The sequence below is a fragment of the Pseudomonas sp. NFACC45 genome (assembly GCF_900113505.1).
Lineage (GTDB): Bacteria > Pseudomonadota > Gammaproteobacteria > Pseudomonadales > Pseudomonadaceae > Aquipseudomonas > Aquipseudomonas tehranensis.
The window spans coordinates 1-24,128 of sequence record NZ_FOPO01000005.1; the positions used below are offsets into that span (position 1 = coordinate 1).

The 24,128-nt window shown below is 58.1% G+C and carries 28 protein-coding genes, 1 tRNA gene and 1 pseudogene; 21 read left to right on the plus strand and 9 right to left on the minus strand.

Going from position 1 to position 24,128, the window contains the following annotated elements:
• Nucleotides 1-35 precede the first annotated feature (35 nt).
• Nucleotides 36-983 carry an IS110 family RNA-guided transposase gene (locus BM132_RS10095; protein WP_092455084.1) on the minus strand — a complete coding sequence of 316 codons (948 nt, stop codon included), beginning with the start codon at nt 981-983 and terminating at the stop codon, nt 36-38.
• A 374-nt stretch (nt 984-1,357) separates the two neighbouring features.
• On the opposite strand from BM132_RS10095, the gene BM132_RS10100 reads away from it, so the two are divergent.
• A complete protein-coding gene (locus tag BM132_RS10100; RefSeq protein WP_092399324.1) occupies nt 1,358-1,813 on the plus strand; it encodes a DUF2214 family protein in 456 nt (151 codons plus the stop codon).
• Nucleotides 1,814-2,010: 197 nt separating this feature from the next.
• Here the strand turns inward: BM132_RS10100 and csrA are convergent, their stop codons facing one another.
• On the minus strand, nt 2,011-2,205 hold the full coding sequence (gene csrA / locus BM132_RS10105; RefSeq protein WP_003179932.1) for a carbon storage regulator CsrA: 195 nt from the start codon (nt 2,203-2,205) through the stop codon (nt 2,011-2,013).
• A gap of 248 nt (nt 2,206-2,453) precedes the next feature.
• On the opposite strand from csrA, the gene BM132_RS10110 reads away from it, so the two are divergent.
• Nucleotides 2,454-2,819, plus strand: a complete 366-nt coding sequence (locus tag BM132_RS10110) for an SPOR domain-containing protein (protein WP_092399322.1) — start codon at nt 2,454-2,456, stop codon at nt 2,817-2,819.
• 169 nt (nt 2,820-2,988) lie between these two features.
• Here the strand turns inward: BM132_RS10110 and BM132_RS10115 are convergent, their stop codons facing one another.
• Nucleotides 2,989-3,678: an endonuclease gene (locus tag BM132_RS10115; protein ID WP_092399320.1), complete on the minus strand. Its 690-nt coding sequence runs from the start codon at nt 3,676-3,678 to the stop codon at nt 2,989-2,991.
• A 5-nt stretch (nt 3,679-3,683) separates the two neighbouring features.
• A complete protein-coding gene (locus BM132_RS10120) occupies nt 3,684-3,983 on the minus strand; it encodes a DUF1654 domain-containing protein (RefSeq protein WP_076385536.1) in 300 nt (99 codons plus the stop codon).
• A 133-nt stretch (nt 3,984-4,116) separates the two neighbouring features.
• Here BM132_RS10120 and BM132_RS10125 point away from each other — a divergent pair, with 133 nt between their 5' ends.
• The 8 genes from BM132_RS10125 to BM132_RS10160 all read left to right on the plus strand — a co-directional run bounded on the left by BM132_RS10125 (nt 4,117) and on the right by BM132_RS10160 (nt 11,695).
• On the plus strand, nt 4,117-4,563 hold the full coding sequence (locus BM132_RS10125; RefSeq protein ID WP_092455086.1) for a hypothetical protein: 447 nt from the start codon (nt 4,117-4,119) through the stop codon (nt 4,561-4,563).
• A gap of 169 nt (nt 4,564-4,732) precedes the next feature.
• Nucleotides 4,733-5,689 carry a sugar ABC transporter substrate-binding protein gene (locus tag BM132_RS10130; protein WP_092399316.1) on the plus strand — a complete coding sequence of 319 codons (957 nt, stop codon included), beginning with the start codon at nt 4,733-4,735 and terminating at the stop codon, nt 5,687-5,689.
• A gap of 58 nt (nt 5,690-5,747) precedes the next feature.
• Nucleotides 5,748-7,301 carry a sugar ABC transporter ATP-binding protein gene (locus BM132_RS10135; RefSeq protein ID WP_092455088.1) on the plus strand — a complete coding sequence of 518 codons (1,554 nt, stop codon included), beginning with the start codon at nt 5,748-5,750 and terminating at the stop codon, nt 7,299-7,301.
• Entirely contained in the window at nt 7,298-8,275 is a 978-nt protein-coding gene (locus tag BM132_RS10140) for an ABC transporter permease (RefSeq protein ID WP_092455090.1), read from the plus strand. The genes BM132_RS10135 and BM132_RS10140 overlap by 4 nt, the downstream gene beginning before the upstream one ends.
• A 3-nt stretch (nt 8,276-8,278) precedes the next feature.
• Nucleotides 8,279-9,298, plus strand: a complete 1,020-nt coding sequence (locus BM132_RS10145; RefSeq protein ID WP_092455092.1) for a LacI family DNA-binding transcriptional regulator — start codon at nt 8,279-8,281, stop codon at nt 9,296-9,298.
• Between the two features lie 23 nt (nt 9,299-9,321).
• Nucleotides 9,322-10,236: a ribokinase gene (gene rbsK, locus BM132_RS10150; protein WP_092455094.1), complete on the plus strand. Its 915-nt coding sequence runs from the start codon at nt 9,322-9,324 to the stop codon at nt 10,234-10,236.
• A complete protein-coding gene (rbsD, locus tag BM132_RS10155) occupies nt 10,233-10,637 on the plus strand; it encodes a D-ribose pyranase (protein ID WP_092399306.1) in 405 nt (134 codons plus the stop codon). The genes rbsK and rbsD overlap by 4 nt, the downstream gene beginning before the upstream one ends.
• A 29-nt stretch (nt 10,638-10,666) precedes the next feature.
• Complete coding sequence (locus BM132_RS10160; protein ID WP_092399304.1) at nt 10,667-11,695, plus strand: nucleoside hydrolase; 1,029 nt, start codon at nt 10,667-10,669, stop codon at nt 11,693-11,695.
• A 44-nt stretch (nt 11,696-11,739) separates the two neighbouring features.
• Here BM132_RS10160 and BM132_RS10165 read toward each other — a convergent pair whose 3' ends face one another.
• Nucleotides 11,740-11,937, minus strand: coding sequence for a hypothetical protein (locus BM132_RS10165; protein ID WP_047229327.1), 198 nt, complete (start codon nt 11,935-11,937; stop codon nt 11,740-11,742).
• 131 nt (nt 11,938-12,068) lie between these two features.
• On the opposite strand from BM132_RS10165, the gene BM132_RS10170 reads away from it, so the two are divergent.
• Together BM132_RS10170 and BM132_RS10175 are read left to right on the plus strand one after the other, a co-directional pair.
• Nucleotides 12,069-12,374: a hypothetical protein gene (locus BM132_RS10170; RefSeq protein WP_092399302.1), complete on the plus strand. Its 306-nt coding sequence runs from the start codon at nt 12,069-12,071 to the stop codon at nt 12,372-12,374.
• A 163-nt stretch (nt 12,375-12,537) separates the two neighbouring features.
• Nucleotides 12,538-12,852 (plus strand): I78 family peptidase inhibitor, encoded by a 315-nt coding sequence (locus BM132_RS10175; protein ID WP_092399300.1) that lies wholly within the window; start codon nt 12,538-12,540, stop codon nt 12,850-12,852.
• Between the two features lie 66 nt (nt 12,853-12,918).
• Here BM132_RS10175 and BM132_RS10180 read toward each other — a convergent pair whose 3' ends face one another.
• Nucleotides 12,919-13,131 carry a cold-shock protein gene (locus BM132_RS10180; protein ID WP_003179963.1) on the minus strand — a complete coding sequence of 71 codons (213 nt, stop codon included), beginning with the start codon at nt 13,129-13,131 and terminating at the stop codon, nt 12,919-12,921.
• Between the two features lie 289 nt (nt 13,132-13,420).
• Nucleotides 13,421-13,723 carry a hypothetical protein gene (locus tag BM132_RS10185; RefSeq protein WP_092399298.1) on the minus strand — a complete coding sequence of 101 codons (303 nt, stop codon included), beginning with the start codon at nt 13,721-13,723 and terminating at the stop codon, nt 13,421-13,423.
• A gap of 373 nt (nt 13,724-14,096) precedes the next feature.
• Between BM132_RS10185 and thrS the strand changes: the two genes are divergently transcribed.
• The 9 genes from thrS (at nt 14,097) to BM132_RS10230 (ending at nt 21,562) form a co-directional block, all read left to right on the plus strand.
• Nucleotides 14,097-16,019: a threonine--tRNA ligase gene (gene thrS / locus BM132_RS10190; RefSeq protein WP_003203626.1), complete on the plus strand. Its 1,923-nt coding sequence runs from the start codon at nt 14,097-14,099 to the stop codon at nt 16,017-16,019.
• Nucleotides 16,019-16,570 carry a translation initiation factor IF-3 gene (gene infC / locus BM132_RS10195; RefSeq protein ID WP_169432615.1) on the plus strand — a complete coding sequence of 184 codons (552 nt, stop codon included), beginning with the start codon at nt 16,019-16,021 and terminating at the stop codon, nt 16,568-16,570. The genes thrS and infC overlap by 1 nt, the downstream gene beginning before the upstream one ends.
• Before the next feature lie 60 nt (nt 16,571-16,630).
• A complete protein-coding gene (rpmI, locus tag BM132_RS10200) occupies nt 16,631-16,825 on the plus strand; it encodes a 50S ribosomal protein L35 (RefSeq protein WP_002553160.1) in 195 nt (64 codons plus the stop codon).
• A 30-nt stretch (nt 16,826-16,855) separates the two neighbouring features.
• Complete coding sequence (rplT, locus tag BM132_RS10205; RefSeq protein ID WP_002553161.1) at nt 16,856-17,212, plus strand: 50S ribosomal protein L20; 357 nt, start codon at nt 16,856-16,858, stop codon at nt 17,210-17,212.
• A 109-nt stretch (nt 17,213-17,321) separates the two neighbouring features.
• Nucleotides 17,322-18,338, plus strand: a complete 1,017-nt coding sequence (gene pheS, locus BM132_RS10210; protein ID WP_047229332.1) for a phenylalanine--tRNA ligase subunit alpha — start codon at nt 17,322-17,324, stop codon at nt 18,336-18,338.
• 36 nt (nt 18,339-18,374) lie between these two features.
• The gene (pheT, locus tag BM132_RS10215) at nt 18,375-20,753 is read left to right on the plus strand and encodes a phenylalanine--tRNA ligase subunit beta (protein ID WP_092399296.1); all 2,379 of its coding nucleotides are present in this window, start codon (nt 18,375-18,377) and stop codon (nt 20,751-20,753) included.
• 3 nt (nt 20,754-20,756) lie between these two features.
• Nucleotides 20,757-21,059: an integration host factor subunit alpha gene (ihfA, locus tag BM132_RS10220; RefSeq protein WP_002553164.1), complete on the plus strand. Its 303-nt coding sequence runs from the start codon at nt 20,757-20,759 to the stop codon at nt 21,057-21,059.
• Nucleotides 21,040-21,396 (plus strand): MerR family transcriptional regulator, encoded by a 357-nt coding sequence (locus BM132_RS10225; protein WP_003179985.1) that lies wholly within the window; start codon nt 21,040-21,042, stop codon nt 21,394-21,396. Before ihfA ends, BM132_RS10225 begins: the two co-directional genes overlap by 20 nt.
• Before the next feature lie 89 nt (nt 21,397-21,485).
• A tRNA-Pro gene (locus BM132_RS10230) sits at nt 21,486-21,562 on the plus strand.
• Nucleotides 21,563-21,773: 211 nt separating this feature from the next.
• On the opposite strand, the pseudogene BM132_RS27935 reads toward BM132_RS10230, so the two are convergent.
• Both BM132_RS27935 and BM132_RS10240 read right to left on the minus strand, forming a co-directional pair.
• Nucleotides 21,774-21,941, minus strand: a pseudogene (locus tag BM132_RS27935) (IS256 family transposase); the annotation flags it as partial.
• Nucleotides 21,942-22,481: 540 nt separating this feature from the next.
• A complete protein-coding gene (locus tag BM132_RS10240) occupies nt 22,482-23,942 on the minus strand; it encodes an NAD-dependent succinate-semialdehyde dehydrogenase (protein ID WP_092399294.1) in 1,461 nt (486 codons plus the stop codon).
• Nucleotides 23,943-24,128: the final 186 nt, after the last annotated feature.

A 24,128-nucleotide genomic window follows, 5' to 3' on the forward strand; every position in this document is an offset into this window, starting at 1 on the left:
CCCCTGTGGGAGATTCTATGGTTGAGGGGAAGCCCTCAAGCCGCTTTTGGTTGGTATTCGCTTTGCCCTTTCAGCAGAGCGAATACGATCCGGGCAAGCTTGCGAGCCAGCATTACCAACGCCTGAGTGGTAGTGAAACCGCGAGCTCTTTGCTTTTCATAGAAGCCTTTCCAAGCAGATGTGCGACTAGCCGACATGGCGGCATTGTGCAAAAGCCGGCGTACTTCCGGGTCGCCTCGTTTACTCAAGCTGCGGCGACCGTCTTTTTGTCCTGATTTCGACACTCGCAAATCCATTCCCAAGAAGGCAATGAAAGCATCTGCGTTTCTGAAGTCGCCCCGCTGAAATGCCGTAAGCAGGCGGGCTCCGGTTAGAAATCCAATGCCCTCAACTTGCAGGCAACGGTTCAACTGACCCAGCAAACCGGCATTCTTCAGATGATCCTTGATCGTCTTCTCAATCAATGTCTCAAGCCTTTGCATGGCTGCAATTTGTTCGGCGAAAGCGGTCTTCAGCAGCGGCTCGTTAGCCCAGCTTTGTACCAGGGCCACTCGAGCCTGAACCAAGGCTGCACGACGGCGGAAAAGGCTCAGCAGCTGGCGATACAGCGGGGATGGCGGGGTCCAGGGGTGAAGCTCATGCCCTTCGTTCTTCAGGTAACGAGCCAGCAACTTGGCGTCCAGCGCGTCGGTTTTGGCGCGGATTTTTACGCCTTCGCGGTAATGATGCAGTTCATAACCGCCCACCATGTAGATCTCGCAGCCAGCCTCATAGGCCAGATCAGCGAATTCCAGGTGATAGATATTGGTCGACTCAATGGCTACAGCGACGGGGCCCGGCAATGCTTTCAACCACTTTTTGATGGCCGCTTTGTTGTTGGGAATCGCCTCCAGTACATCAAGTTCGGCGTGATAGATCACCAACTCGTTCTTGGCGACATCCACGCCCACAATCGGCTTTGTGACAGAAACCGGCATTGCCATTGAAAATTCTCCGGGCTAAGGTTTGAACACTTGAAGGGTTCACCCAGAGGCGCAGGCTTGTTCCTATCGTCGGTTTAGGCCAGATGCATTCTTTATCGGCGCTTGGGTGAAAGGAGGAGGGGCGAAATCTCCCACGGTCTGTACTGCGCCTAACAGTCAGAATCGAGCCTTGTCCCTCCTCCTCCCTTCAAGTCCTACCATACAAGCGAGCCTGCTCGCGATTACGGAGTGTCAGACAACATTGTTGTCGGCTGATACACCGCTATCGCGAGCAGGCTCGCTCCCACAGGTTTTTTGTATTCCGGTCCTGGCAATCATCCTGTTATGAGCTAGTACTGTCAGGTCGATTCAACATCCTCAGACAGGAATCTTCCATGTTGGCTCATTGGTCTTTGGCGGCAATTCATCTTCTGGCTTTCGCCCTGGGATTCTGGGCGGTGCTTGCCCGTGGCACGGCGTTGCGACGCCTGGCGGGCGGTATGGACGCGGTTCGAAACGTGTTGATGGCGGACAACCTGTGGGGGCTATCGGCGGTGGTCCTGCTGGTGACCGGCGGGATGCGTGCTTTCGGCGGATTTGAAAAAGGCACGGACTATTATCTGCACCAGCCGCTGTTTCACCTGAAGATGACGTTGTTCGTGCTGATCCTGTTGCTTGAAATCGCGCCGATGATCGCCTTGATCAAATGGCGGATGGCACTGGGCAAAGGGCATGCGATCGATCCTTCGAAAGCCGGCCGGTTTGCGCGGATCAGTCACATTGAAGCCTTGCTGCTGGTGCTGATGGTGATCGCAGCCACAGGTATGGCTCGCGGCGTGGGTCTGGGGTGACCGTCACGAATACCGGCTTCATCGCCATTAAAACGAAACGTCTGACAGCCATGCTATGGGTCATATCATTAGTATCGGTTTGACGGGATGAACGAAAAATCAAAGGCGGGATGGAGCAGGGATGAGGGACGGTCGGCATGAATCTTTAGCCAGCCTTGCGACGATGCATAAGGGCTGGCTACGGACTGCTGCAGGGCTCAGGGCGTTTGCGGCTTGTCAGGGGCAGTAAGGCCCGCCTGAATGCGCTGATAAATCTCTTCGCGATGCACCGCAACGTTTTTCGGAGCGTTGATGCCGATACGGACTTGTTGGCCGCTAACGCCCAGAATGGTGATCGTGATGTCGTCACCAATGTTTATGCTTTCACCGACTTTGCGGGTGAGTATCAGCATGGTGTTCTCCTTGATTGCTTTATAGGGCACCTGATTCAGGCAGTGCAGATGTCGGTACTGCTTATAGATTAGTGCCAAGTGTCACAATGTGGGTGCCTCTTTCTGACGCGCAGACGCAGCATTAATTCCCAGGGTGCGACTATACAGAGACGCCGTGCAGGTTTCTCGTGTTTTGAGCGCTGTTTACGGCGTTATTGACGGGCTTGAGTGTTAAAATCCCCGCTCCATGTCTTCCGGGGTAAAACGTTGTGCGCAAATTGGCTTGGGTAATCGCGGTATTGGCGCTGGCAGGATGCGGTGAAGGGCGTGACGTCGACACACCGAAGCCGAAGGTGGCGGCGACCCTCACGCCGACCGCTGCCGCTGCGCCACAGTGGGGCGTTGAAGTCCGGGGCGAAATCCCACAGGCTGTCAGCGATCTGACCGCGTGGCTCATCGAGCACAGTTTTGTCTCAAGCGTGGTGAAAGAGGATGGCAAGGACCGGGTTCTGGTCGGGCCTTTCAATTCCAAGGCCGAAGCCGAGGCGAAACAGGCGCAATTGAACGCCGCCCTGGTTCGAGCGAAAAAGCGCAACATCGAGTCGCTGGTGGTGGATTACCCAACCGCTCAATAAACCCCGCAGAATAGAACAGTCAGTTAAGCCACAAAACCTGTGGGAGCGAGCCTGCTCGCGATAGCGGTGGATCTGCCAACGTTGCGGTTGACGTTGATGTTGATGGGCATGCCCCTATCGCGAGCAAGCAAGCTCCCACAGTTGATTTGCGCTGTTCCCAAATGCGAGGTCAACCGCAGGCCTGCAAATTCACCGGGCCCACGAACTCGTTTCCACGACCCATCACACACGCCACGCTCTGGTTGCGCTGGCGCTCCCAGCTCTGTACCGGGTAGGTCTTGTCCCAGGCTTCATACAGGCGCCGGTCCTGCTTCGAGAGGCGCAGGCCGTATTGTTTACTCATGTAGAAATACGTCCGGGCGATCATTCCGCGGATGGAAGGGCGGGGCATGACTTTCTTGGCCTTGAAATCCACCTGGGTCAGGCATGAGCCGTACTGGCCCTTTTGCGTCGGCAGCCAGCCAAAACTGAAGTTGCTGCGGTCGCCGTTCACTTCCCCGATGCTCGGCACCAGATTATGGAGGTCGGCCTCGGCCCGTTGGTAGACCGGGTCATGGCGGGTGCAATTCTTCCGGCCGCCTTGTTGCCAGCATTGACGCTGATGACCGATCTGCCACGCCGGGACGATATGCTCCCACTCGATACGCGCGGCGCGATTGGCGTTCTTGCGCGGCACATAACCGCAGGCAGCCAGGTTCACGCGATTGCCGGAGTATTTGCAGCCACAGTAGAACTCGGTGGATTGGGGAGCATAGAGCTTCCAGGCGACTTTCTTGGCCTCGCTGAACGTACGGGGCGCATCGGCTTGCGCGCCCATGGCGACCATCACAAGCAATAAAGCTAAACAACGAACACTCATCAGGCTCAATCTTCCTTCGGCACAACCCAGAACACCTGCACACCGCCATCGTCGCGATAGGCGAGGGTGACATTGTCGTTCTCGTCGATTTCTTCCAGCAGGCGCTCCCACTCATCCACTGGCTCCTCGGGCAGCCGGAAGATCAGGGCCGCCTTGGCTTTTTGGGCGGTGGGGGAGTTGATGATTTTCGAGACCCGCAGGCCGAGGCGGGTATAGGAATCTAAGGGGGTAGTTGCAGCGGACGGCGTTGCCACAGGATTATCCTTATTGAGCTGTACGTGCGTACAGTATTTAACCGTAGGCATTTACGCAACTGCTTAAAATTCAAGAAAATCCTCTGACAACGCTTTTTCCGTTTTGGTGTAGGAAAAATTAAGCTAAAGAAGCCGCTCCAGCAGTCGATGGCCTTCGTAGGAATCTTATTCATGGAGTTTTGTTATGTCGTTTTCCGTCGGCTTTCCCAATGCCGCTGCCGTCACCATCGGCGGCCAGTCCGCGGCCACGCTCAAGGCCTTGAGCCAAGCGAGCACCGAGGCAGCCGATGAAACCCTTGACCAGACGCAGGCGCCAGGCCAGGTCCGTACGAGCATGAGCCCTGCGCCCGAAGGTAAGACCGAAAAGAGCGGGAGCACCCAGAGCATTGCCGTGCAGGTGTTGCTCAAGCGCATGCAAGAGCTTCAACAGCAGCTCAGAGAACAGCAACAGCAGTTGGCTGCTGCGCAGAAGCAGGTCTACCCGACACCCGAAGCCAAAACCTCGACGGTCATGGCGATACAAGGCCAGATTGCCGATACCAGCGGTGCATTGCTGGAGGTCACCGGCCATCTGATCACAGAGCTGGCCAAGGGGTCCGATACGGGGGCCCTGGTCAACACGACCGCCTGATCCCACAGCCTTGCGGTGAAATCCGCACGTTGACAAAACCCGGAAGCTTTACCATAGTTCCCTTCACGCAAACGTTTGCGCAGCCTTCGTTGATGCTCGACGACGGCCTGTGGAACGACTTCCCGTGCAACGATTTTGCTCAAAATAATCATAAAATCGGAGTGAACCCATGAAGTTGCCATTCGCTGGACGCCTTCTCGCCGTCGCCATGCTCGCGGCCGCATCCGCTGCGCTGCCTTTCTCTTCGGCATTTGCCCAGACCCCGGAAAAACCCAAGGTGGCCCTGGTCATGAAATCCCTGGCCAACGAGTTCTTCCTGACCATGGAAGATGGTGCCAAGGCTTATCAGAAGGAACACTCCGCCGATTTCGACCTGATCTCCAACGGGATCAAGGATGAAACCGACACCGCCAACCAGATCCGCATTGTCGAGCAGATGATCGTCTCCAAGGTCGATGCCCTCATCATCGCGCCAGCCGATTCCAAGGCCATGGTGCCGGTGATCAAGAAAGCCGTCGACGCCGGCATCACCGTGATCAACATCGACAACCAGCTCGATCCGGCGGTGGTCAAAAGCAAAAACATCACCGTGCCGTTCGTAGGCCCGGACAACCGCAAGGGCGCACGCCTGGTGGGCGAGTACCTGGCCAAGCAGCTCAAGGCCGGTGATGAGGTCGGCATCATCGAAGGCGTGTCCACCACCACCAATGCCCAGGCGCGCACCGCCGGCTTCAAGGACGCCATGGAAGCGGCGCAGATCAAGGTCGTTTCCCTGCAATCGGGCGACTGGGAAATCAACAAGGGCAATCAGGTTGCCGCCTCGATGCTCAGCGAGTACCCGAACATCAAGGCACTGCTGGCCGGTAACGACAGCATGGCGGTCGGCGCAGTATCGGCCATTCGCGCTGCGGGCAAGGCGGGCAAGGTACAAGTGGTCGGCTACGACAACATCAACGCCATCAAGCCCATGCTCAAGGACGGTCGCGTCCTGGCGACTGCCGACCAGTTCGCCGCCAAACAGGCTGTTTTCGGCATCGAGACGGCCCTGAAGATCCTCAAGGGCGAAGCCGTCGACAGCGGCACTAACGGCGTTATCGAAACTCCGGTCGAGCTGGTGACCCAGTAGTTATCCTGGCGACACAACGACGCTCGCCCTTGCTGGCGAGCGTATTGGAGAGTTTTTTATGTCCGTTCGCGACCCGAACGCTGTCCTTTCGGTCAGCGGCATCGGCAAGACCTATGCCCAGCCGGTACTGAGCGACATCGACTTGACCTTGATGCGCGGCGAAGTGCTGGCGCTGACCGGCGAAAATGGCGCCGGTAAGAGCACCCTGTCCAAGATCATCGGCGGGCTGGTGACGCCAACCACCGGGCAGATGCAATTCCAGGGGCAGGATTACCGTCCCGGCAGCCGTACCCAGGCTGAAGAGCTGGGCGTGCGCATGGTAATGCAGGAACTCAACCTGCTGCCGACGCTTTCCGTGGCCGAAAACCTGTTCCTCCACAACCTGCCCAGCCGTGGCGGCTGGATCAGTCGCAAGCAACTGCGCAAAGCGGCGGTCGAGGCCATGGCCCAGGTGGGACTCGATGCGATCGACCCTGACACATTGGTCAGTGAGTTAGGCATCGGTCACCAACAGATGGTCGAAATCGCCCGCAACCTGATCGGCGATTGCCATGTGCTGATTCTCGACGAGCCGACCGCCATGCTCACCGCTCGTGAGGTGGAGATGCTCTTCGAGCAGATCACTCGTCTGCAGGCGCGAGGCGTGTCGATCATTTATATTTCCCATCGCCTTGAAGAACTGGCTCGGGTGGCCCAGCGCATTGCGGTGCTGCGCGACGGCAACCTGGTCTGCGTCGAGCCGATCGCCAACTACAACAGCGAGCAACTGGTGACGCTGATGGTTGGGCGGGAACTGGGCGAGCACATCGACCTGGGGCCGCGCCAGATCGGCGCGCCGGCATTGACCGTCAACGGCTTGAGCCGTTCGGACAAGGTCCGCGATGTGTCCTTCGAGGTGCGCAGTGGCGAGATATTCGGTATTTCCGGGCTGATCGGGGCAGGGCGCACCGAGCTGCTGCGGCTGATCTTCGGCGCCGATGCGGCCGACAGCGGCACGGTGGCGCTGGGTTCGCCGGCCCGTGTCGTCAGCATTCGCTCGCCGTCCGATGCGGTGGCCCACGGTATCGCGCTGATCACCGAGGACCGCAAGGGCGAAGGCCTGCTGCTGACTCAATCCATCGCCGCCAACATTGCCCTGGGCAACATGCCGGAGATCTCCAGCGCCGGCTTCGTCAATGGCAGCGAGGAGTTCTCATTGGCGCAGCGCCAGATCGACGCCATGCGAATCCGCAGCTCCAGCCCGACACAGTTGGTGTCCGAACTGTCGGGCGGCAATCAACAGAAGGTCGTGATCGGTCGCTGGCTGGAACGCGATTGCTCGGTGTTGCTGTTCGACGAGCCGACCCGTGGCATCGACGTCGGCGCCAAATTCGATATCTATGCGCTGCTCGGTGAGCTGACGCGCCAGGGCAAGGCGTTGGTTGTGGTGTCCAGCGACCTGCGGGAACTGATGCTGATCTGTGACCGGATCGGCGTGCTGTCCGCCGGCCGCCTGATTGACACCTTCGAGCGCGACAGCTGGACCCAGGATGACTTGCTTGCCGCCGCATTCGCCGGCTACCAGAAACGTGATGCGTTGCTCAACGAAGCAGCGCCTAGGGACTTCTCATGAAAACCGTATCTGCCGTCGGCAAACCGAGTGGCAACTTCTATGGCCTGGGCACCTACCTGGGGCTGGCCGGGGCCTTGTTGGCGATGATCGCGTTGTTCTCGGTCCTGAGCAGCCATTTTCTTTCGTATGACACCTTCAGCACCCTGGCCAACCAGATTCCAGACCTGATGGTGCTGGCGGTCGGCATGACCTTCATCCTGATCATCGGCGGTATCGATCTGTCGGTCGGGTCGGTGCTGGCCCTGGCCGCATCGACGGTGAGTGTGGCGGTGCTGGGCTGGGGCTGGAGTGTATGGCCAGCCGCATTGTTGGGCATGGCCGTGGCGGCCCTGGCCGGCACCGTTACCGGTTCGATTACTGTGGCGTGGCGGATCCCATCGTTCATCGTTTCCCTCGGCGTGCTGGAAATGGCCCGCGGCCTGGCGTACCAGATGACCGGCTCGCGGACGGCCTACATCGGGGATTCCTTCGCCTGGCTGTCCAATCCGATCGCCTTCGGCATTTCACCGTCTTTCATCATTGCCTTGCTGGTGATCTTCATTGCCCAGGCTGTGCTGACCCGCACTGTGTTTGGCCGTTATCTGATCGGTATCGGCACCAATGAAGAAGCCGTGCGACTGGCGGGTATCAATCCAAAACCTTACAAGATCCTGGTGTTCAGCCTGATGGGGTTGTTGGCCGGTCTGGCCGCGCTGTTCCAGATTTCCCGCCTGGAGGCGGCAGATCCGAACGCCGGTTCAGGGCTTGAGCTACAGGTCATCGCTGCGGTGGTCATCGGCGGCACGAGCCTGATGGGCGGGCGCGGTTCGGTCATCAGCACCTTCTTTGGCGTGCTGATCATCTCCGTGTTGGCCGCGGGCCTGGCGCAGATTGGCGCCTCCGAACCGACCAAGCGCATCATTACCGGCGCGGTGATTGTGGTTGCGGTGGTGCTCGACACTTACCGCAGCCAGCGCGCCAGCCGGCGGGCCTGAACCATGGCGACGATCAAGGATGTGGCGGCGCTCGCGGGAATTTCCTACACCACCGTGTCTCACGTAGTGAACAAGACGCGGCCGGTCAGCGAAGAGGTGCGGCTCAAGGTCGAGGCGGCCATCGAGCGGCTCGATTATGTGCCCAGCGCGGTGGCCCGGTCGCTCAAGGCCAAGACCACGGCGACCATTGGTTTGCTGGTGCCCAACAGCCTCAATCCCTACTTTGCCGAACTGGCCCGGGGGATCGAGGATTACTGTGAGCGCAACGGCTATTGCGTGATCCTGTGCAATTCCGATGACAACCCGGACAAGCAGCGCAGTTATCTGCGGGTGCTGCTGGAAAAACGCATCGACGGCCTGATCGTCGCTTCCGCCGGCGGCGACGTCGGTCTCGCCCAGGGGCTGACCAACGTGCGTACGCCCATGGTCATCGTCGACCGTGGGCTGGACGGCGTCGACGCGGACCTGGTGCGCATCGACCATGAGCACGGCGCCTATCTGGCCACCCGGCACCTGCTGGAGCTTGGCCACCGTGATATCGCTATTATCGGCGGCCCGGCGGACACCAGCGTGGCGCAGATGCGTCTGGCCGGTTACTGCCGCGCCCTGAAAGAAGCCGGGATCGAACTGCCCGTCGAGCGCATGCTCGAAAGCGATTTCACCAGCACCGGTGGTTATCAGGCGGCGGCCAGGCTGCTCGAACAACAGCCACCCAGTGCGATTTTTGCGGCCAACGACATGATCGGCATCGGTGTGTTGCGCGCCGCTGCCGAGCGCAATGTGCGCGTGCCCAGTGAACTGTCGGTCATTGGTTTCGATGACATTCAGATGAGCCGTTATGTCTATCCGGCGCTGACCACGGTGGGGCAGTCGATCCTGCAGCTTGGTGAGATGGCCGCTGAAGTGCTGTTGCGGCGGATCGCAACGCCGGGGCTTGCCACCGATCAGCGCATCGTGACGCCCAGCATTGTCTTGCGAGAGTCGACTGCACCGCTGTCAGGTACATTCGCCCAATACCGCTGAACCGAATTGATGAGTGAAGATGTATGCCAGCAAAAGTAGTGGTAATAGGCAGCCTGAACATGGACCTGGTGACCCGGGCGCCGCGTCTGCCCAAGGGCGGTGAAACGCTGATGGGGCAATCGTTCTGCACCATCCCGGGAGGGAAGGGGGCCAATCAGGCCGTGGCTGCAGCGCGCCTGGGAGCGAAGGTGTCCATGGTCGGTTGCGTGGGCAGTGACGCCTACGGTCAGCAATTGCGCGGGGCGCTGCTGGCCGAGGGCATCGACTGCCAGTCGGTCAGTGTCGTGGACGGCTCCAGCGGCGTCGCGCTGATCGTTGTCGACGACAACAGTCAGAATGCGATCGTTATCGTCCCCGGTGCCAACGGCGCGCTGGGTCCTGATGTTCTGGATCGCTTCGATGAGGTGCTGCGCAGCGCCGATGTCGTTATCTGCCAGCTTGAGGTGCCGGACGCGACCGTCGGGCATGCACTCAAGCGGGGCCGGGAACTGGGCAAGACCGTCATTCTGAACCCCGCGCCGGCCTCCCGGCCCTTGCCGGCCGACTGGTACGCCTGTATCGACTATCTGATTCCCAATGAGAGCGAAGCCGCCGTGCTGAGCGGGCTGGCGGTGGACTCTCTGGAAACCGCCGAAGCGGCCGCGACGCAATTGCTCGCCGCCGGTGCCGGCAAGGTGATCGTCACCCTGGGCGCCCAGGGCCTGATGTTCGCCAATGGCGCGAGTTTTCAACACTTCCCGGCGCCGCAGGTCAAAGCGGTGGACACCACGGCGGCCGGAGACACCTTTGTCGGCGGCTTCGCGGCAGCGTTGGCTGACGGCAAAAGCGAGGCCGAGGCGATTCGTTTCGGTCAGGTCGCCGCCGCGTTATCGGTCACCCGCGCGGGGGCGCAGCCCTCCATTCCCACCTTGTTGGAAGTACAGGCTTTCAAATCATGAAAAAGACGCCGTTGTTGAATATCGCGCTGTCGCGACTGATCGCTTCCCTTGGCCATGGCGACAAGGTGGTCATCGGTGATGCGGGGTTGCCGGTGCCTCCACAGGTCGAGTTGATCGACCTGGCCCTGACCCATGGCATTCCGGATTTTGTCAGCACCCTGAAAGTGCTGCTCAGCGAAATGCAGGTGGAGAGCCACGTACTGGCTGAAGAGATTTTCGATAAACAACCTGCGGCCCTGGCGACACTGGAGGCACTGCATGCCGATGGCGCGCTGGGGGCGCGGGAGCTGGTCAGCCATGAACAATTCAAGGCGGTCAGCCGGCAAGCTCGGGCGATTATTCGCACGGGAGAATGCTCCCCGTATTGCAACATCGTGTTGATTGCCGGAGTAACGTTCTAACCTTCTCAACCCTGCACAAGGAATGCGCCATGCACCGCTATGCTCAGAAAATGCGTCAACTGTTCCGGAGTCTGCTGCTTTTGTCACTGATCACTGCTACGAGCGCCCAGGCGGCGGAAAAAATCGACCTGATCATCGACACTGATCCGGGGGCCGACGATGTGGTTGCCCTGTTGTTTGCCCTGGCTTCCCCCGAAGAGCTGAATATCCGCGCGTTGACCACCGTCGCTGGCAACGTGCGTCTGGACAAGACATCGCGCAACGCTCGCCTGGCTCGGGAATGGGCGGGGCGCGAAGACGTGCCGGTGTACGCCGGTGCGCCGAAGCCGATGATGCGCACGCCCATCTACGCGGAAAACATCCATGGCAAGGAAGGCCTGTCGGGTGTCGAGGTGTATGAGCCGAAGAAAGGGTTGGCCAAGGGCAACGCCGTCAACTACCTGATCGACACCCTCAAGGCGGCCAAGCCTCACAGCATCACCCTTGCCATGCTTGGCCCGCAGACCAACCTGGCCCTGGCGTTGATCCAGGAGCCCGAGATTGTCCAGGGCATCAAGGAAGTGGTGATCATGGGCGGTGCGCACTTCAATGGCGGCAACATCACCCCGGTGGCCGAGTTCAACCTGTACGCGGATCCACAGGCCGCAGAAGTGGTGCTCAAGAGCGGTGTGAAACTCACTTACCTGCCGCTGGACGTGACCCACAAGATCCTCACCAGCGAAGCACGGCTGAAGCAGATCGCTGCCGTGAACAACAAGGCCAGCAAGATCGTCGGCGACATTCTCAACGAATACGTCAAAGGTGACATGGAGCACTACGGCATGACGGGCGGGCCGGTGCACGATGCGACGGTGATTGCCTACCTGCTCAAGCCAGAGTTGTTTACCGGGCGTTCAGTCAACGTCGTGGTGGACAGCCGGGAAGGGCCGACCTTTGGCCAGACCATTGTTGACTGGTACGACGGCCTGAAGGCACCCAAAAATGCCTACTGGGTGCAGGATGGCGACGCTCAGGGCTTTTTTGACCTGCTGACCGAGCGTCTGGCGCGTTTGAAGTAACCCGTCTTGCCACACACCCGCAGGCCAAGGCCTGCGGGTGTGCTTCAATCCACTGCTTCAATGCTGCTGGGGTATCGTTCGAACGCTTGCTGGATAAAGTTCAGGGCGGCCTTCGTTCCCAGTTCCTTCACCAACAGTTCTATACCGATGATTGCCAGTTCTTCGGGGCTGCCAGGACTGTAGGAGCTGTGGCCCTCCGACCATTTGGCATTGATGGTGGCTTCGATGCTGACGGTGCTCATGGTCGGGCTCGCGAGTTGGAAGGTCTGTAGGTTGAGTTAACCATTTTTGCTTGGGGTTTTGCACTGCGACTTAGGCATCAGGGAAGGGCTGTGCGACACTTGCTTTTTGACTTTCTGAAGAGGCCCCCGCCGTGCAGATCGATTTGAACGCTCCTGACGGGTTGACCCTCGACGCGGTTCGTCAGTTGCTGGCTTCGGCCAGTGATGACGAGCACACCCAACTGCGCGTGACCAAGGGTGGCATCGCCTATTTGTCTTCGGGTGTGGTGGGCGGTGTGGACATCGACGGGCTATCGTTTCGGCTGGAAACGTGGGCGAAAGGTTCGGGCTACGTCGGGCGGGTCGCCGCCAGCGACGAGGTCTGGGTCATGCAGATCTACAATGCGTTGAAAGACAACTGGCCGAATCCACCCTTTGACTACATCGACGTTTACTGAGCACCATTCATATTCAGTCACGATTCACCCCTGAAGCGGGATGTCGGCTCAGGCAAACTGCCTGTTTTCCTGATGAGGGCACCATGATAGCCCTTGGCTTGAAACCAAGCTTCGTTTGGGCTGTCGCACGCTCTCTGTTTAATCATCAACAAAAGGAGGCTTCATGCCTTGGAAGCTCGCGTCATTGGGTACTTTGCTGGCCGTCACGCTCTTGAGCGGATGCAGTAGCACCTCTGAATCGACCCCTGATCCGGTGGCAACAGAAACTGGCTACAGCCGCTGCGAAGCAAAAGGTGCCGAGTTTGCCATTGGCAAGAAGGCCACGCCGCAACTGCTGGAACAAGCCCGCACCCGTGCCGGTGCGCAGAATGCGCGGATTCTCAAGCCCAACGACATGGTGACGCTTGAGTACCGCTCGGATCGCCTGAATCTCAATACGGATGCCAATCTGGTCATCAATCGGGTGAACTGCGGCTGATTGAGTTTTCAATCGCCCATAAAAAACCCCGTCACATGGACGGGGTTTTTTGTGCTCGCCGAGTAATTACTCTGGGCGAACCTGTGCAGCTTGCATACCCTTTTGGCCTTTCTCAGCCACGAAGGAAACGGTCTGGCCTTCTTTCAGGCTTTTGAAACCGTCGCTTTCGATAGCTTTGAAGTGTACGAACAGGTCGTCACCGCCACCTTGAGGAGTGATGAAGCCGAAGCCTTTTTCATCGTTGAACCATTTAACGGTGCCGGTTTGGCGATTAGACATGGTGTATCTCCAAGAAACATATATTTTCAGTGTACTGTGCTGCTCAGGCCAACTGGGCACACGGGGATATCATAGTCGAAATGTTCGATTTGGGAGCCCCCCGGAGGCGCTGTTTGCCAATCAGTCGCGTTTTCTTTACCACCTTAACCTGCTGGAAGCCCCGGTTTAAAAGGCTTTCAGCCGAACGTAAAGACGATAAAAAAAGCTGTAAAACCTGAATAAATCGTTCGAAATAGCCTGAAATCAGCATTTTTTGACGCTGTTTGGCTTCGTCGAAAGACTCGTTCTCTTACTTTTTGACCTTGTTAGCGGGCTTGCATTTTGCAATCTGCCCCAGCGCTTTTTCCTTTAGCTCCGGGCTGGCCTGGTCGTCCATCAGGGCCTGGATGTCCTTGGCCGGGTAGGACTTGATTGCATCGGCGCCACAGGCGCAATGGGTTTCGGCATCCTCCGCCCCGATCTGTGGCGTTGCCGCCTGGGTGCACTGGGCCATGTATTTTTCACGCTCGCCCTTGGGCCATTCGGCGTGGGCGGTCAGCGGAAGCAGCAGGGCGAGGGGGGCGACTGCTGCAAAGAGTGTTTTGAGACGCATGCTGCGATGCTCCTTTCGGGTCGATGTCTTTTTATCTGAGGCGTAGCGGGCGGTTCAGTTCAGCACTCTGGCATAAAAACCGTGGATTTACGTTCGCTTCAATCCGGGCGCGGCGATGACCGTTCATCTGTGCTAGCATGCCGGGCTCGGGTATTTTCAGGCTTCGGAGGACCACAGGTCCCGGCGGCGGCAAATGTTCGATTAACCCTGATTTGAATCCCAGTCACTCTGGTTCGGTTTTCCCGGTTGGCCGCAAGGCTCCTGCCGCTGTAAGGCAGGCGTTCGTCATTGAATGGCCTGGACTGGATCTTGTACTGGCTCATCCCAACCCACGTGACCTTTGGTAGGGGTCACCACTAGGAGAGGAGGCGCCATGCCAACTATTACTCTTCCCGACGGCAGTCAACGTTCATTCGATCATCCGGTCTCCGTGGCCGAGGTCGCCGCATCCATTGGCGCGGGTCTGGCCAAGGCCACCCTGGCTGGCAAGGTCAACGGCAAACTGGTCGATGCCAGCGACGTCATCGATAGCGACGCCACGCTGCAAATCATCACGCCCAAGGATGAAGAGGGGCTGGAGATCATTCGCCACTCTTGCGCGCACCTGGTAGGCCATGCGGTCAAGCAGCTGTATCCGAGCGCTAAGATGGTCATCGGGCCGGTCATCGACGAAGGCTTCTATTACGACATCGCCTTTGAGCGTCCTTTCACGCCGGAAGACATGGCGGCCATCGAACAGCGCATGCAGCAGCTGATCGAGAAAGATTACGACGTCATCAAGAAAGTAACCCCGCGTGCCGAAGTCATCGAAGTGTTCAAGGCGCGTGGCGAGGATTACAAGCTGCGTCTGGTGGAAGACATGCCGGACGAGCAGGCCATGGGCCTGTACTACCACGAAGAATACGTCGACATGTGCCGTGGCCCGCACGTGCCGAACACGCGTTTCCTGAAATCCTTCAAGCTGACCAAGTTGTCCGGCGCCTACTGGCGTGGCGATGCTAAGAACGAGCAGTTGCAGCGCGTCTACGGCACTGCCTGGGCCGACAAGAAGCAGCTGGCGGCTTACATCCAGCGTATCGAGGAAGCCGAGAAGCGCGATCACCGCAAGATCGGCAAGCGCCTGGGCCTGTTCCACACCCAGGAAGAATCCCCGGGCATGGTGTTCTGGCACCCGAACGGCTGGACCCTGTACCAAGTGCTCGAGCAGTACATGCGCCAGGTCCAGCGTGAAAACGGCTACCTGGAGATCAAGACGCCGCAAGTGGTTGACCGTAGCCTGTGGGAGAAATCCGGGCACTGGGCCAACTACGCCGACAACATGTTCACTACCCAGTCGGAAAACCGCGACTACGCCATCAAGCCGATGAACTGCCCTTGCCACGTGCAGGTGTTCAACCAGGGCCTGAAAAGCTACCGCGAGTTGCCGATGCGCCTGGCCGAGTTCGGTGCCTGCCACCGTAACGAGCCATCGGGTGCGCTGCACGGCATCATGCGCGTGCGTGCCTTCACCCAGGACGATGCGCATATCTTCTGCACCGAAGAGCAGATGCAGGCCGAATCCGCTGCCTTCATCAAGCTGACCATGGACGTCTACCGGGACTTCGGCTTTACCGAAGTCGAGATGAAGCTGTCCACTCGTCCGGAAAAACGCGTCGGTTCCGATGAGTTGTGGGATCGCGCCGAAGCAGCCCTGGCCGCCGCACTCGATAGCGCGGGCCTTGCGTACGATCTGCAACCGGGCGAAGGGGCTTTCTACGGGCCGAAGATCGAATTCTCGCTGAAAGATTGCCTCGGCCGTGTATGGCAATGTGGTACCTTGCAGCTCGATTTCAACCTGCCGATCCGTCTGGGCGCCGAATACGTGTCCGAAGACAACAGCCGCAAGCACCCGGTCATGCTTCACCGCGCGATCCTCGGTTCCTTCGAGCGTTTCGTCGGGATTCTGATCGAACACTACGAGGGTGCGTTCCCTGCGTGGCTGGCGCCGACCCAGGCAGTGATCATGAATATCACTGATAAACAGGCAGATTTTGCCGCCGAAGTCGAAAAAACTCTCAACCAAAGCGGATTTCGTGCCAAGTCCGACTTGAGAAATGAAAAGATCGGCTTTAAAATCCGCGAGCATACTTTGCTCAAGGTTCCCTTTCTCTTGGTTATTGGAGATCGGGAGGTCGAGATGCAGACTGTCGCTGTGCGTACTCGTGAAGGTGCTGACCTGGGCTCGATGCCCGTCGCCGAATTCGCTGAGTTCCTCGCGCAAGCGGTTTCCCGGCGTGGTCGCCCAGATTTGGAGTAATTATTATTAAGCGTGAAATGAGACAAGATAAACGAGCTGCACCGAAAGCCCCGATCAACGAGAATATCTCGGCACGCGAGGTTCGGTTAATTGGCGCTGACGGCGAGCAGATTGGCATCGTCTCGATTGATGAAGCGCTTCGTATTGCTGAAGAAGCCAAGCTTGATCTGGTAGAAATTTCCGCAGACGCAGTCCCGCCGGTTTGCCGGGTGATGGACTACGGCAAGTCGATCTTCGAAAAGAAGAAGCAGATTGCCGCGGCGAAGAAAAACCAGAAGCAGATTCAGGTAAAAGAAATCAAGTTTCGTCCAGGGACGGAGGAAGGGGATTACCAGGTAAAACTGCGCAACCTGGTACGTTTCCTGAGTGACGGGGACAGGGCCAAGGTATCCTTGCGATTCCGCGGCCGTGAGATGGCCCACCAGGAGCTGGGGATGGAACTCCTCAAGCGGGTTGAACAAGACCTGCTCGAGTACGGTTCGGTCGAACAGCATCCTAAGATGGAAGGACGCCAGCTGATCATGGTCATCGCCCCGAAAAAGAAGAAGTAATCAACAGGGCACGGCAGGCCTTGCGATTATGTTTATCAACTGAATGCGGAGTATCCGAACATGCCAAAGATGAAAACTAAAAGTGGTGCTGCTAAGCGGTTTCTGAAAACTGCTAACGGTATCAAGCACAAGCACGCTTTCAAGAGCCACATCCTGACCAAAATGTCGACCAAGCGTAAGCGTCAACTGCGCGGTAGCAGCTTGCTGCATCCGTCTGACGTGGCAAAAGTCGAGCGCATGCTGCGCCTTCGTTAATTTTTGGATCAAGAATAGAGGAAGTAACTCATGGCTCGTGTAAAGCGTGGCGTCATTGCCCGTAAGCGTCACAAAAAAATTCTGAAACTTGCTAAAGGCTACTACGGCGCGCGTTCCCGCGTATTCCGTGTTGCCAAGCAAGCGGTAATCAAGGCAGGCCAATACGCCTACCGTGACCGTCGTCAGAAAAAACGTCAGTTCCGCGCTCTGTGGATCGCTCGTATCAACGCTGGTGCTCGTGTTAACGGTCTGTCCTACAGCCGTTTCATTGCCGGCCTGAAAAAAGCGTCCATCGAGATCGACCGTAAGGTTCTGGCTGATCTGGCAGTGAACGAAAAAGCGGCGTTTGCTGCGATTGTCGAGAAAGCTAAAGCCACCTTGGCTTAAGTACCCCCGACAGTCACCCGGCCTCACCTCTGTGGGGCCAGGTGTTAAACGTCATAAATAGGGGAAGAGCCTTCAAGCTCTTCCCCTATTTTGTATCTGGAGTCTGTACATGGAAAACCTGGACGCGCTGGTCTCTCAAGCACTAGAGGCTGTGCAAAGCGCTGAAGATATCAATGCCCTGGAGCAAATCCGGGTTCACTACCTTGGCAAGAAGGGCGAGTTGACTCAGGTGATGAAGACCCTGGGGAACCTGCCGGCCGAAGAGCGTCCGCAGGTCGGTGCGCTGATCAACGTTGCCAAGGAGCGTGTTACAGAAGTCCTTAATGCGCGCAAGGCATTGTTCGAGGAAGCGGATCTGGCTGCCAAGCTCGCCGCCGAATCCATCGACGTGACCCTGCCTGGCCGCGGCCAGACTTCCGGCGGTCTGCATCCGGTTACCCGGACCCTGGAACGTATCGAGCAGTTCTTCACCCACATCGGCTACGGCATTGCCGAAGGCCCTGAGGTCGAAGACGACTATCACAACTTCGAGGCGCTCAACATCCCAGGCCATCACCCGGCCCGGTCGATGCATGACACCTTCTATTTCAATGCGAACATGCTGTTGCGCACCCATACCTCGCCGGTACAGGTCCGCACCATGGAATCGCAGCAGCCGCCGATCCGCATCGTCTGCCCAGGCCGTGTGTACCGTAGCGACTCCGATATCACCCACTCGCCGATGTTCCACCAGGTCGAAGGCCTGCTGGTTGATCGCGACATCAATTTCGCCGACCTGAAAGGGACGATCGAAGAGTTCCTGCGGGTGTTCTTCGAAAAAGAACTGGCGGTGCGTTTCCGTCCTTCGTACTTCCCGTTCACCGAGCCATCCGCTGAAGTCGATATGGAGTGCGTGATGTGCAGCGGTAAAGGCTGCCGCGTCTGCAAGCAGACCGGCTGGCTGGAGGTCATGGGCTGCGGCATGGTTCACCCGAACGTGCTGCGTATGTCCGGGATCGATCCGGAAGAGTTCTCGGGTTTTGCTTTCGGCATGGGCGTCGAGCGTCTGGCCATGTTGCGTTACGGTGTAAATGACTTGCGCCTGTTCTTCGACAACGACTTGCGGTTCCTTGCGCAATTTCGCTAAGCCGCAGACCCGTAACGAATCTATTAGGAGAGCAGGATGAAATTCAGTGAACAATGGCTGCGCGGCTGGGTAAGCCCGCAGGTAAGCCGGGACGAGCTGGTTGCTCGCCTGTCGATGGCCGGTCTTGAGGTCGATAGCGTAACGCCGGCCGCCGGTGCATTCAGTGGTGTGGTGGTGGGCGAGGTGCTGAGCACCGAGCAGCACCCAGACGCTGACAAACTGCGGGTGTGCCAAGTTAGCAATGGCGCGGAAACCTTCCAGGTGGTCTGCGGCGCGCCAAATGTGCGCCCGGGCCTGAAGATCCCGTTCGCCATGATCGGTGCCGAACTGCCGGGCGACTTCAAGATCAAGAAAGCCAAGCTGCGTGGCGTCGAGTCCAACGGCATGTTGTGCTCCCAGGCTGAACTGCAGATTGGCGAGGGCAACGATGGCCTGATGGAGCTTCCGGCCGATGCGCCGGTGGGCCAGGACATTCGTGAATACCTGAGCCTGGACGATGCCAGCATCGAGGTCGACCTGACCCCGAACCGTGGCGACTGCCTGTCCCTGGCCGGTCTGGCTCGTGAGGTGGGTGCGTTGTATGCCGCCCCGGTGGCACGCCCCGCGGTCGCGACCGTGGCGGCGGTGCATGATGAAGTGCGCTCGGTTGAAGTCCTGGCGCCTGCAGCATGCCCGCGTTACCTGGGTCGCGTTATCCGTAACGTCGATCTGTCCAAGCCGACCCCGCTGTGGATGGTCGAACGCCTGCGTCGCGCCGACGTGCGTAGCATCGATGCCGCAGTCGACATCACCAACTATGTGATGCTGGAGCTGGGTCAGCCACTGCACGCCTTCGACCTTGCCGAAATCAACGGCGGCATCCGCGTGCGCATGGCCGAAGAGGGCGAGAAGCTGGTCCTGCTCGACGGCCAGGAAGTGACCCTGCGCAGCGATACGCTGGTGATCGCCGACCACTCCCGTGCCCTGGCGATTGCCGGCGTGATGGGTGGCGAGCACAGCGGCGTCTCCACGACGACCCGTGATGTGTTCCTTGAAAGTGCGTTCTTCGACCAGATCGCCGTGGCGGGCAAGGCCCGTTCCTATGGCCTGCACACCGATGCCTCGCACCGTTACGAGCGCGGTGTGGACTGGCAACTGGCCCGTGAAGCCATGGAGCGCGCCACTGGCCTGCTGCTGGAGATCACTGGCGGCGAAGCTGGCCCGATCATCGAAACCGTCAGTGAACAGCACCTGCCCAACATCGCACCGGTTACCCTGCGTGCCCAGCGCATCACGCAAATGCTCGGCATGGAAATGGACCCGGCTGAAGTCGAGCGCCTGCTCAGCGCCCTCGGCCTGAACATCAGCGCCGACGGGGCAGGGCAGTGGCGTGTCGAAGTGCCAAGCCATCGCTTCGATATCAGTCTGGAAGTCGATCTGATCGAAGAGCTGGCCCGTCTGTACGGCTACAACCGTTTGCCGGTTCGCTACCCGCAGGCGCGCCTGGCCCCACAAGCCAAGGCCGAAGCCCGTAGCGACCTGCCGGAACTGCGCCGTCTGCTGGTGGCTCGTGGGTATCAGGAAGCGATCACCTACAGCTTCATCGATCCGCGTCAGTTCGAACTGTTCAACCCAGGTGTCGAGCCGCTGTTGCTGGCCAACCCGATTTCCAACGACATGGCGGCCATGCGCTCGTCCCTGTGGCCAGGCCTGGTCAAGTCGCTCCAGCACAACCTGAATCGCCAGCAGGATCGCGTGCGTCTGTTCGAGAGCGGTCTGCGCTTTGTCGGTCAGTTGGAAGGTTTGAAGCAAGAGCCGATGCTCGCCGGTGTCGTTTGCGGCAGTCGTTTGCCGGAAGGCTGGGCGCAAGGTCGAGATGTCGTCGACTTCTTCGACGTCAAGGCTGATGTGGAAGCGGTACTGGGTTTCGCCGGTGCGCTTGACGCGTTCACCTTCGTGCCGGGCAAGCATCCGGCGCTGCATCCGGGACAGACCGCACGCATTGAGCGTGACGGGCGTGAAGTCGGCTATGTCGGTGCCATTCACCCTGAATTGTCGAAAACCCTGGGCCTTGATCGTCCCGTCTTTGTTTTCGAGCTGGTTTTGGCTGAAGTTGCACTGGGGAAAATGCCGAAATTCCAGGAGTTATCACGCTTTCCTGAAGTGCGGCGTGACCTGGCGTTGCTAGCTGACCGCGACGTTGCATCCAGCGCTGTGCTGGACGTAATCCGTGAAAATGCAGGCGAATGGCTCACGGACCTCAGGCTATTTGACGTGTATCAGGGTAAAGGCATTGATCCGCATAGAAAAAGCCTTGCAGTCGGCTTGACCTGGCAGCATCCATCGCGCACTCTTAATGACGATGAGGTGAATACCGCAACGCAGAATATCCTCACCTCGCTCGAAAACAGGTTGAACGCCACGTTAAGGAAGTGACGTATGGGGGCTCTGACGAAAGCTGAGATGGCGGAACGTCTGTATGAGGAGCTGGGCCTGAATAAACGGGAGGCCAAAGAATTGGTCGAACTGTTTTTCGAAGAAATCAGGCACGCTCTGGAAGACAACGAACAGGTCAAACTGTCCGGTTTCGGCAATTTTGACCTGCGGGACAAACGCCAGCGGCCTGGCCGCAATCCGAAAACGGGTGAAGAAATCCCGATCACGGCTCGCCGTGTGGTCACCTTTCGTCCAGGGCAGAAGTTGAAGGCCCGAGTTGAGGCTTATGCTGGAACCAAGTCATAACGACGAGCTACCCGTCATCCCGGGCAAACGCTACTTCACCATTGGTGAAGTCAGCGAGCTGTGTGCGGTAAAACCACACGTGCTGCGCTATTGGGAGCAGGAGTTTCCTCAACTCAACCCGGTCAAGCGCCGCGGAAACCGCCGGTATTATCAGCGCCAAGACGTGCTGATGATCCGGCAGATCCGCGCGCTGCTGTACGACCAGGGGTTCACCATCGGCGGAGCGCGCTTGCGCCTCTCCGGTGATGAGGCCAAAGACGATACAACCCAGTACAAACAGATGATCCGCCAGATGATCGCCGAGCTTGAAGATGTGCTGGTGGTGCTCAAGAAATAAATTTCTGCTTTTAAATCTTCCAGTTTTCAAAAGCTTGCGATATATTCCTGAGCGTTCCGTTGAGAGACGGAACAAGATTCACGCCTAGTCGGGGCGTAGCGCAGTCCGGTAGCGCACTAGCATGGGGTGCTAGGGGTCGAGTGTTCGAATCACTCCGTCCCGACCATATTATTCAATGACTTAGCCCAATCTGCAAAGATTGGGCTTTTTCATTGGTGGGGAGTTTTTCGGGACTTCATCCCATTTTCCTTTTCAAGATTGTCAGCACCGGTCCCCGCGAGTCGATTGTTGATACCATATTGGCTCGTGCGCCGGCCCCGGATCGTGTCCCAGGAAGTGGTGTAACTCATCATGGTTCTAGCCATTGAGCTTGCCGTTTAGTTGATCACGGCCGACAGCTTGGCCTGTGGATTATCGCTGACCGCCTCGAAGGCTTCCAACTGCATGTAGCGTCGTTGCAGGCACCACTCGTCGTTCTGCTCCAGCAGCATCGCCCCCACCAGCCGCGTTATGGCCGGATCGTTTGGAAAAATCCCCACGGCAGAAGCCAGCTTCTATAAGGCTTCAGTAAATCGATGAACTCGAATGCACGGTTGATCTAGGATGGGATGCATCGTGCAGCGCTACTAATCGATCAAGGTCATCAGCAAGGTGAACTCCCACACAGGCTGGTCTTTAGAGAGCGCGATATGTTCCAGACTGTGGGTGTGAGACAGATGATCGACTCCCTGGAGCGTCAGAGTCGAAAACATCTTGCGGTTCGCTACCATGCCGCCTACACAAATGCCTTTGAAACCATGCGCTCGTGACCACGCTTGCGACCAGTCATCCGGTTGCGGATCGCTTCGCCTTTCAGCCGATCATAGCCAAAAGCGAGCCTAAGCGCCGAATCTACCGCGTCAGAGCCACCGCTGGCGCAGAAAACCTGATTCAACGGCTAGTTACCGTTGCGATTACAGCAAGGGTCATCCCTACCACGCTTTTACTTTTGTGCAGATTCGTTCTCGTTATTATTCTCCAGGCTCATTTTCAAGCACGCTGATGGGCATGCAGCTTCTCAAAAAAGGCAACCGCCGGAACTGGCGTCAGATGCCTCCGACGCACATGTATTTGATTTCCAGATAATCTTCGATGCCGTAAGCAGAACCTTCACGGCCTAATCCCGATTGTTTGATGCCGCCAAAAGGTGCCATCTCGTTAGAGATAAGCCCGGTGTTTACGCCAACCATGCCAGACTCTAGTTGCTCGGCAACGCGCCAGGCACGGGAATGGTCGCGGGTGTAGAAATACGACGCCAAGCCGAACTCGGTATCGTTGGCTTGCTCGACCACCTGACGCTCGTCTTCGAAGCGAATCAGAGGGGCTACCGGGCCAAATGTCTCTTCGCGATTGACAAGCATTGGGGGGGTTACATCAACCAGCACGGTCGGGGCATAGAAGTTGCCACCCAATTCATGGCGAGCGCCTCCGACCAGCACTTTTGCACCGTGCATGCACGCATCGGCCACGTGCGATTCGATCTTCTCGATGGCCTTGCCATTGATCATAGGCCCCAGCGCAACATTGGGTAGAGTGCCTGGCCCTACCTGCACCTGCTTCACCTCGGCGCTCAAGCGTGCGGCGAAAGCATCGTAGATACCGCTTTGCACGAAAATGCGATTGGCACTGATGCAGGCCTGCCCGCCATTGCGAAACTTGCAAGCCATAGCACCGGCGACAGCGGCTTCCAGATCAGCATCGTCAAAGACAATAAAGGGAGCGTTGCCTCCGAGCTCGAGGGAGACTTTCTTGATGGTGTCAGCACACTGTCGCAACAAAATCCGGCCCACTTGTGTAGAACCGGTGAATGACACCTTGCGCACGTCAGGATGAGTAGTCAGCACTTCGCCCACTTCGTGACCACGGGCGGCAGTGATCACATTGAAAGCACCATTGATAACCCCTGCCTCGCGGGCCAACTCCACAAGAGCTAGGGCGCTTAGTGGAGTGTCTTCTGCCGGTTTGACCACTATGGTGCAGCCCGCAGCGAGCGCCGGGGCCACTTTGCGAGTAATCATCGCCATAGGGAAGTTCCAGGGAGTGATCGCTGCGACGACGCCGATAGGTTGCTTGATCACAACGATGCGGCGATCATCCGATGGTGCCGGGAGGACATCGCCATTGACTCTCTTGGCCTCTTCAGCGAACCACTCAATGTAAGCCGCCCCGTAATCGATCTCGGCTCGAGCTTCGGCCATCGGCTTGCCCTGTTCCAGCGTAATCAGGGCCGCCAGGTCTTCTCTATTTGCCAAAATTAGATCGTGCCAATCCCGCAAGATCCGTGCACGCTGCTTTGCGGACTTTGCCGACCAATCCTTGCCAGCAGCCTTGGCACTCACTATGGCCTCAGCGGCCTCTACTGCTGACATGTCGGGCACCACTGTGATAAGTGCGCCAGTGGACGGGTCGAGTACCTCGTAGGTGCGGCCATCCAGCGCAGAAGTCCATTCACCACCAATAAATGCCTGATTACGAAAAAGTGCCGGGTTATTGAGTGTTACAGCCATGTCCGGATCCTCGGATTGTTGGTTCTTTGGAACCGACAATAAGACTGACGGCCGCAGGACAGTAGATCCACTTTTTCGGCCTGCTTAGAGCCATTCAGAGAATTACCAAAACAGTGAAACCCTGTGATAGTCAGCACTATTACGGAGCTTGTGCCAGTTTGAGATGGACTTAACCAGGCAGAAAAA

Excerpts from the sequence above, each read along its gene's own strand:
- pheT (WP_092399296.1), top strand. The coding sequence starts at position 18,375 with ATGAAATTCAGTGAACAATGGCTGCGCGGCTGGGTAAGCCCGCAGGTA.
- pheS (WP_047229332.1), top strand. The coding sequence starts at position 17,322 with ATGGAAAACCTGGACGCGCTGGTCTCTCAAGCACTAGAGGCTGTGCAA.
- BM132_RS10100 (WP_092399324.1), top strand. The coding sequence starts at position 1,358 with ATGTTGGCTCATTGGTCTTTGGCGGCAATTCATCTTCTGGCTTTCGCC.
- csrA (WP_003179932.1), bottom strand. The coding sequence starts at position 2,205 with ATGCTGATACTCACCCGCAAAGTCGGTGAAAGCATAAACATTGGTGAC.
- BM132_RS10130 (WP_092399316.1), top strand. The coding sequence starts at position 4,733 with ATGAAGTTGCCATTCGCTGGACGCCTTCTCGCCGTCGCCATGCTCGCG.
- ihfA (WP_002553164.1), top strand. The coding sequence starts at position 20,757 with ATGGGGGCTCTGACGAAAGCTGAGATGGCGGAACGTCTGTATGAGGAG.
- rpmI (WP_002553160.1), top strand. The coding sequence starts at position 16,631 with ATGCCAAAGATGAAAACTAAAAGTGGTGCTGCTAAGCGGTTTCTGAAA.
- rbsD (WP_092399306.1), top strand. The coding sequence starts at position 10,233 with ATGAAAAAGACGCCGTTGTTGAATATCGCGCTGTCGCGACTGATCGCT.
- BM132_RS10185 (WP_092399298.1), bottom strand. The coding sequence starts at position 13,723 with ATGCGTCTCAAAACACTCTTTGCAGCAGTCGCCCCCCTCGCCCTGCTG.
- BM132_RS10175 (WP_092399300.1), top strand. The coding sequence starts at position 12,538 with ATGCCTTGGAAGCTCGCGTCATTGGGTACTTTGCTGGCCGTCACGCTC.
- thrS (WP_003203626.1), top strand. The coding sequence starts at position 14,097 with ATGCCAACTATTACTCTTCCCGACGGCAGTCAACGTTCATTCGATCAT.
- BM132_RS10095 (WP_092455084.1), bottom strand. The coding sequence starts at position 983 with ATGGCAATGCCGGTTTCTGTCACAAAGCCGATTGTGGGCGTGGATGTC.
- BM132_RS10165 (WP_047229327.1), bottom strand. The coding sequence starts at position 11,937 with ATGAGCACCGTCAGCATCGAAGCCACCATCAATGCCAAATGGTCGGAG.
- BM132_RS10140 (WP_092455090.1), top strand. The coding sequence starts at position 7,298 with ATGAAAACCGTATCTGCCGTCGGCAAACCGAGTGGCAACTTCTATGGC.
- BM132_RS10240 (WP_092399294.1), bottom strand. The coding sequence starts at position 23,942 with ATGGCTGTAACACTCAATAACCCGGCACTTTTTCGTAATCAGGCATTT.
- BM132_RS10135 (WP_092455088.1), top strand. The coding sequence starts at position 5,748 with ATGTCCGTTCGCGACCCGAACGCTGTCCTTTCGGTCAGCGGCATCGGC.
- rbsK (WP_092455094.1), top strand. The coding sequence starts at position 9,322 with ATGCCAGCAAAAGTAGTGGTAATAGGCAGCCTGAACATGGACCTGGTG.
- BM132_RS10115 (WP_092399320.1), bottom strand. The coding sequence starts at position 3,678 with ATGAGTGTTCGTTGTTTAGCTTTATTGCTTGTGATGGTCGCCATGGGC.
- BM132_RS10145 (WP_092455092.1), top strand. The coding sequence starts at position 8,279 with ATGGCGACGATCAAGGATGTGGCGGCGCTCGCGGGAATTTCCTACACC.
- BM132_RS10160 (WP_092399304.1), top strand. The coding sequence starts at position 10,667 with ATGCACCGCTATGCTCAGAAAATGCGTCAACTGTTCCGGAGTCTGCTG.
- rplT (WP_002553161.1), top strand. The coding sequence starts at position 16,856 with ATGGCTCGTGTAAAGCGTGGCGTCATTGCCCGTAAGCGTCACAAAAAA.
- BM132_RS10125 (WP_092455086.1), top strand. The coding sequence starts at position 4,117 with ATGTCGTTTTCCGTCGGCTTTCCCAATGCCGCTGCCGTCACCATCGGC.
- BM132_RS10180 (WP_003179963.1), bottom strand. The coding sequence starts at position 13,131 with ATGTCTAATCGCCAAACCGGCACCGTTAAATGGTTCAACGATGAAAAA.
- BM132_RS10120 (WP_076385536.1), bottom strand. The coding sequence starts at position 3,983 with ATGCCTACGGTTAAATACTGTACGCACGTACAGCTCAATAAGGATAAT.
- BM132_RS10225 (WP_003179985.1), top strand. The coding sequence starts at position 21,040 with ATGCTGGAACCAAGTCATAACGACGAGCTACCCGTCATCCCGGGCAAA.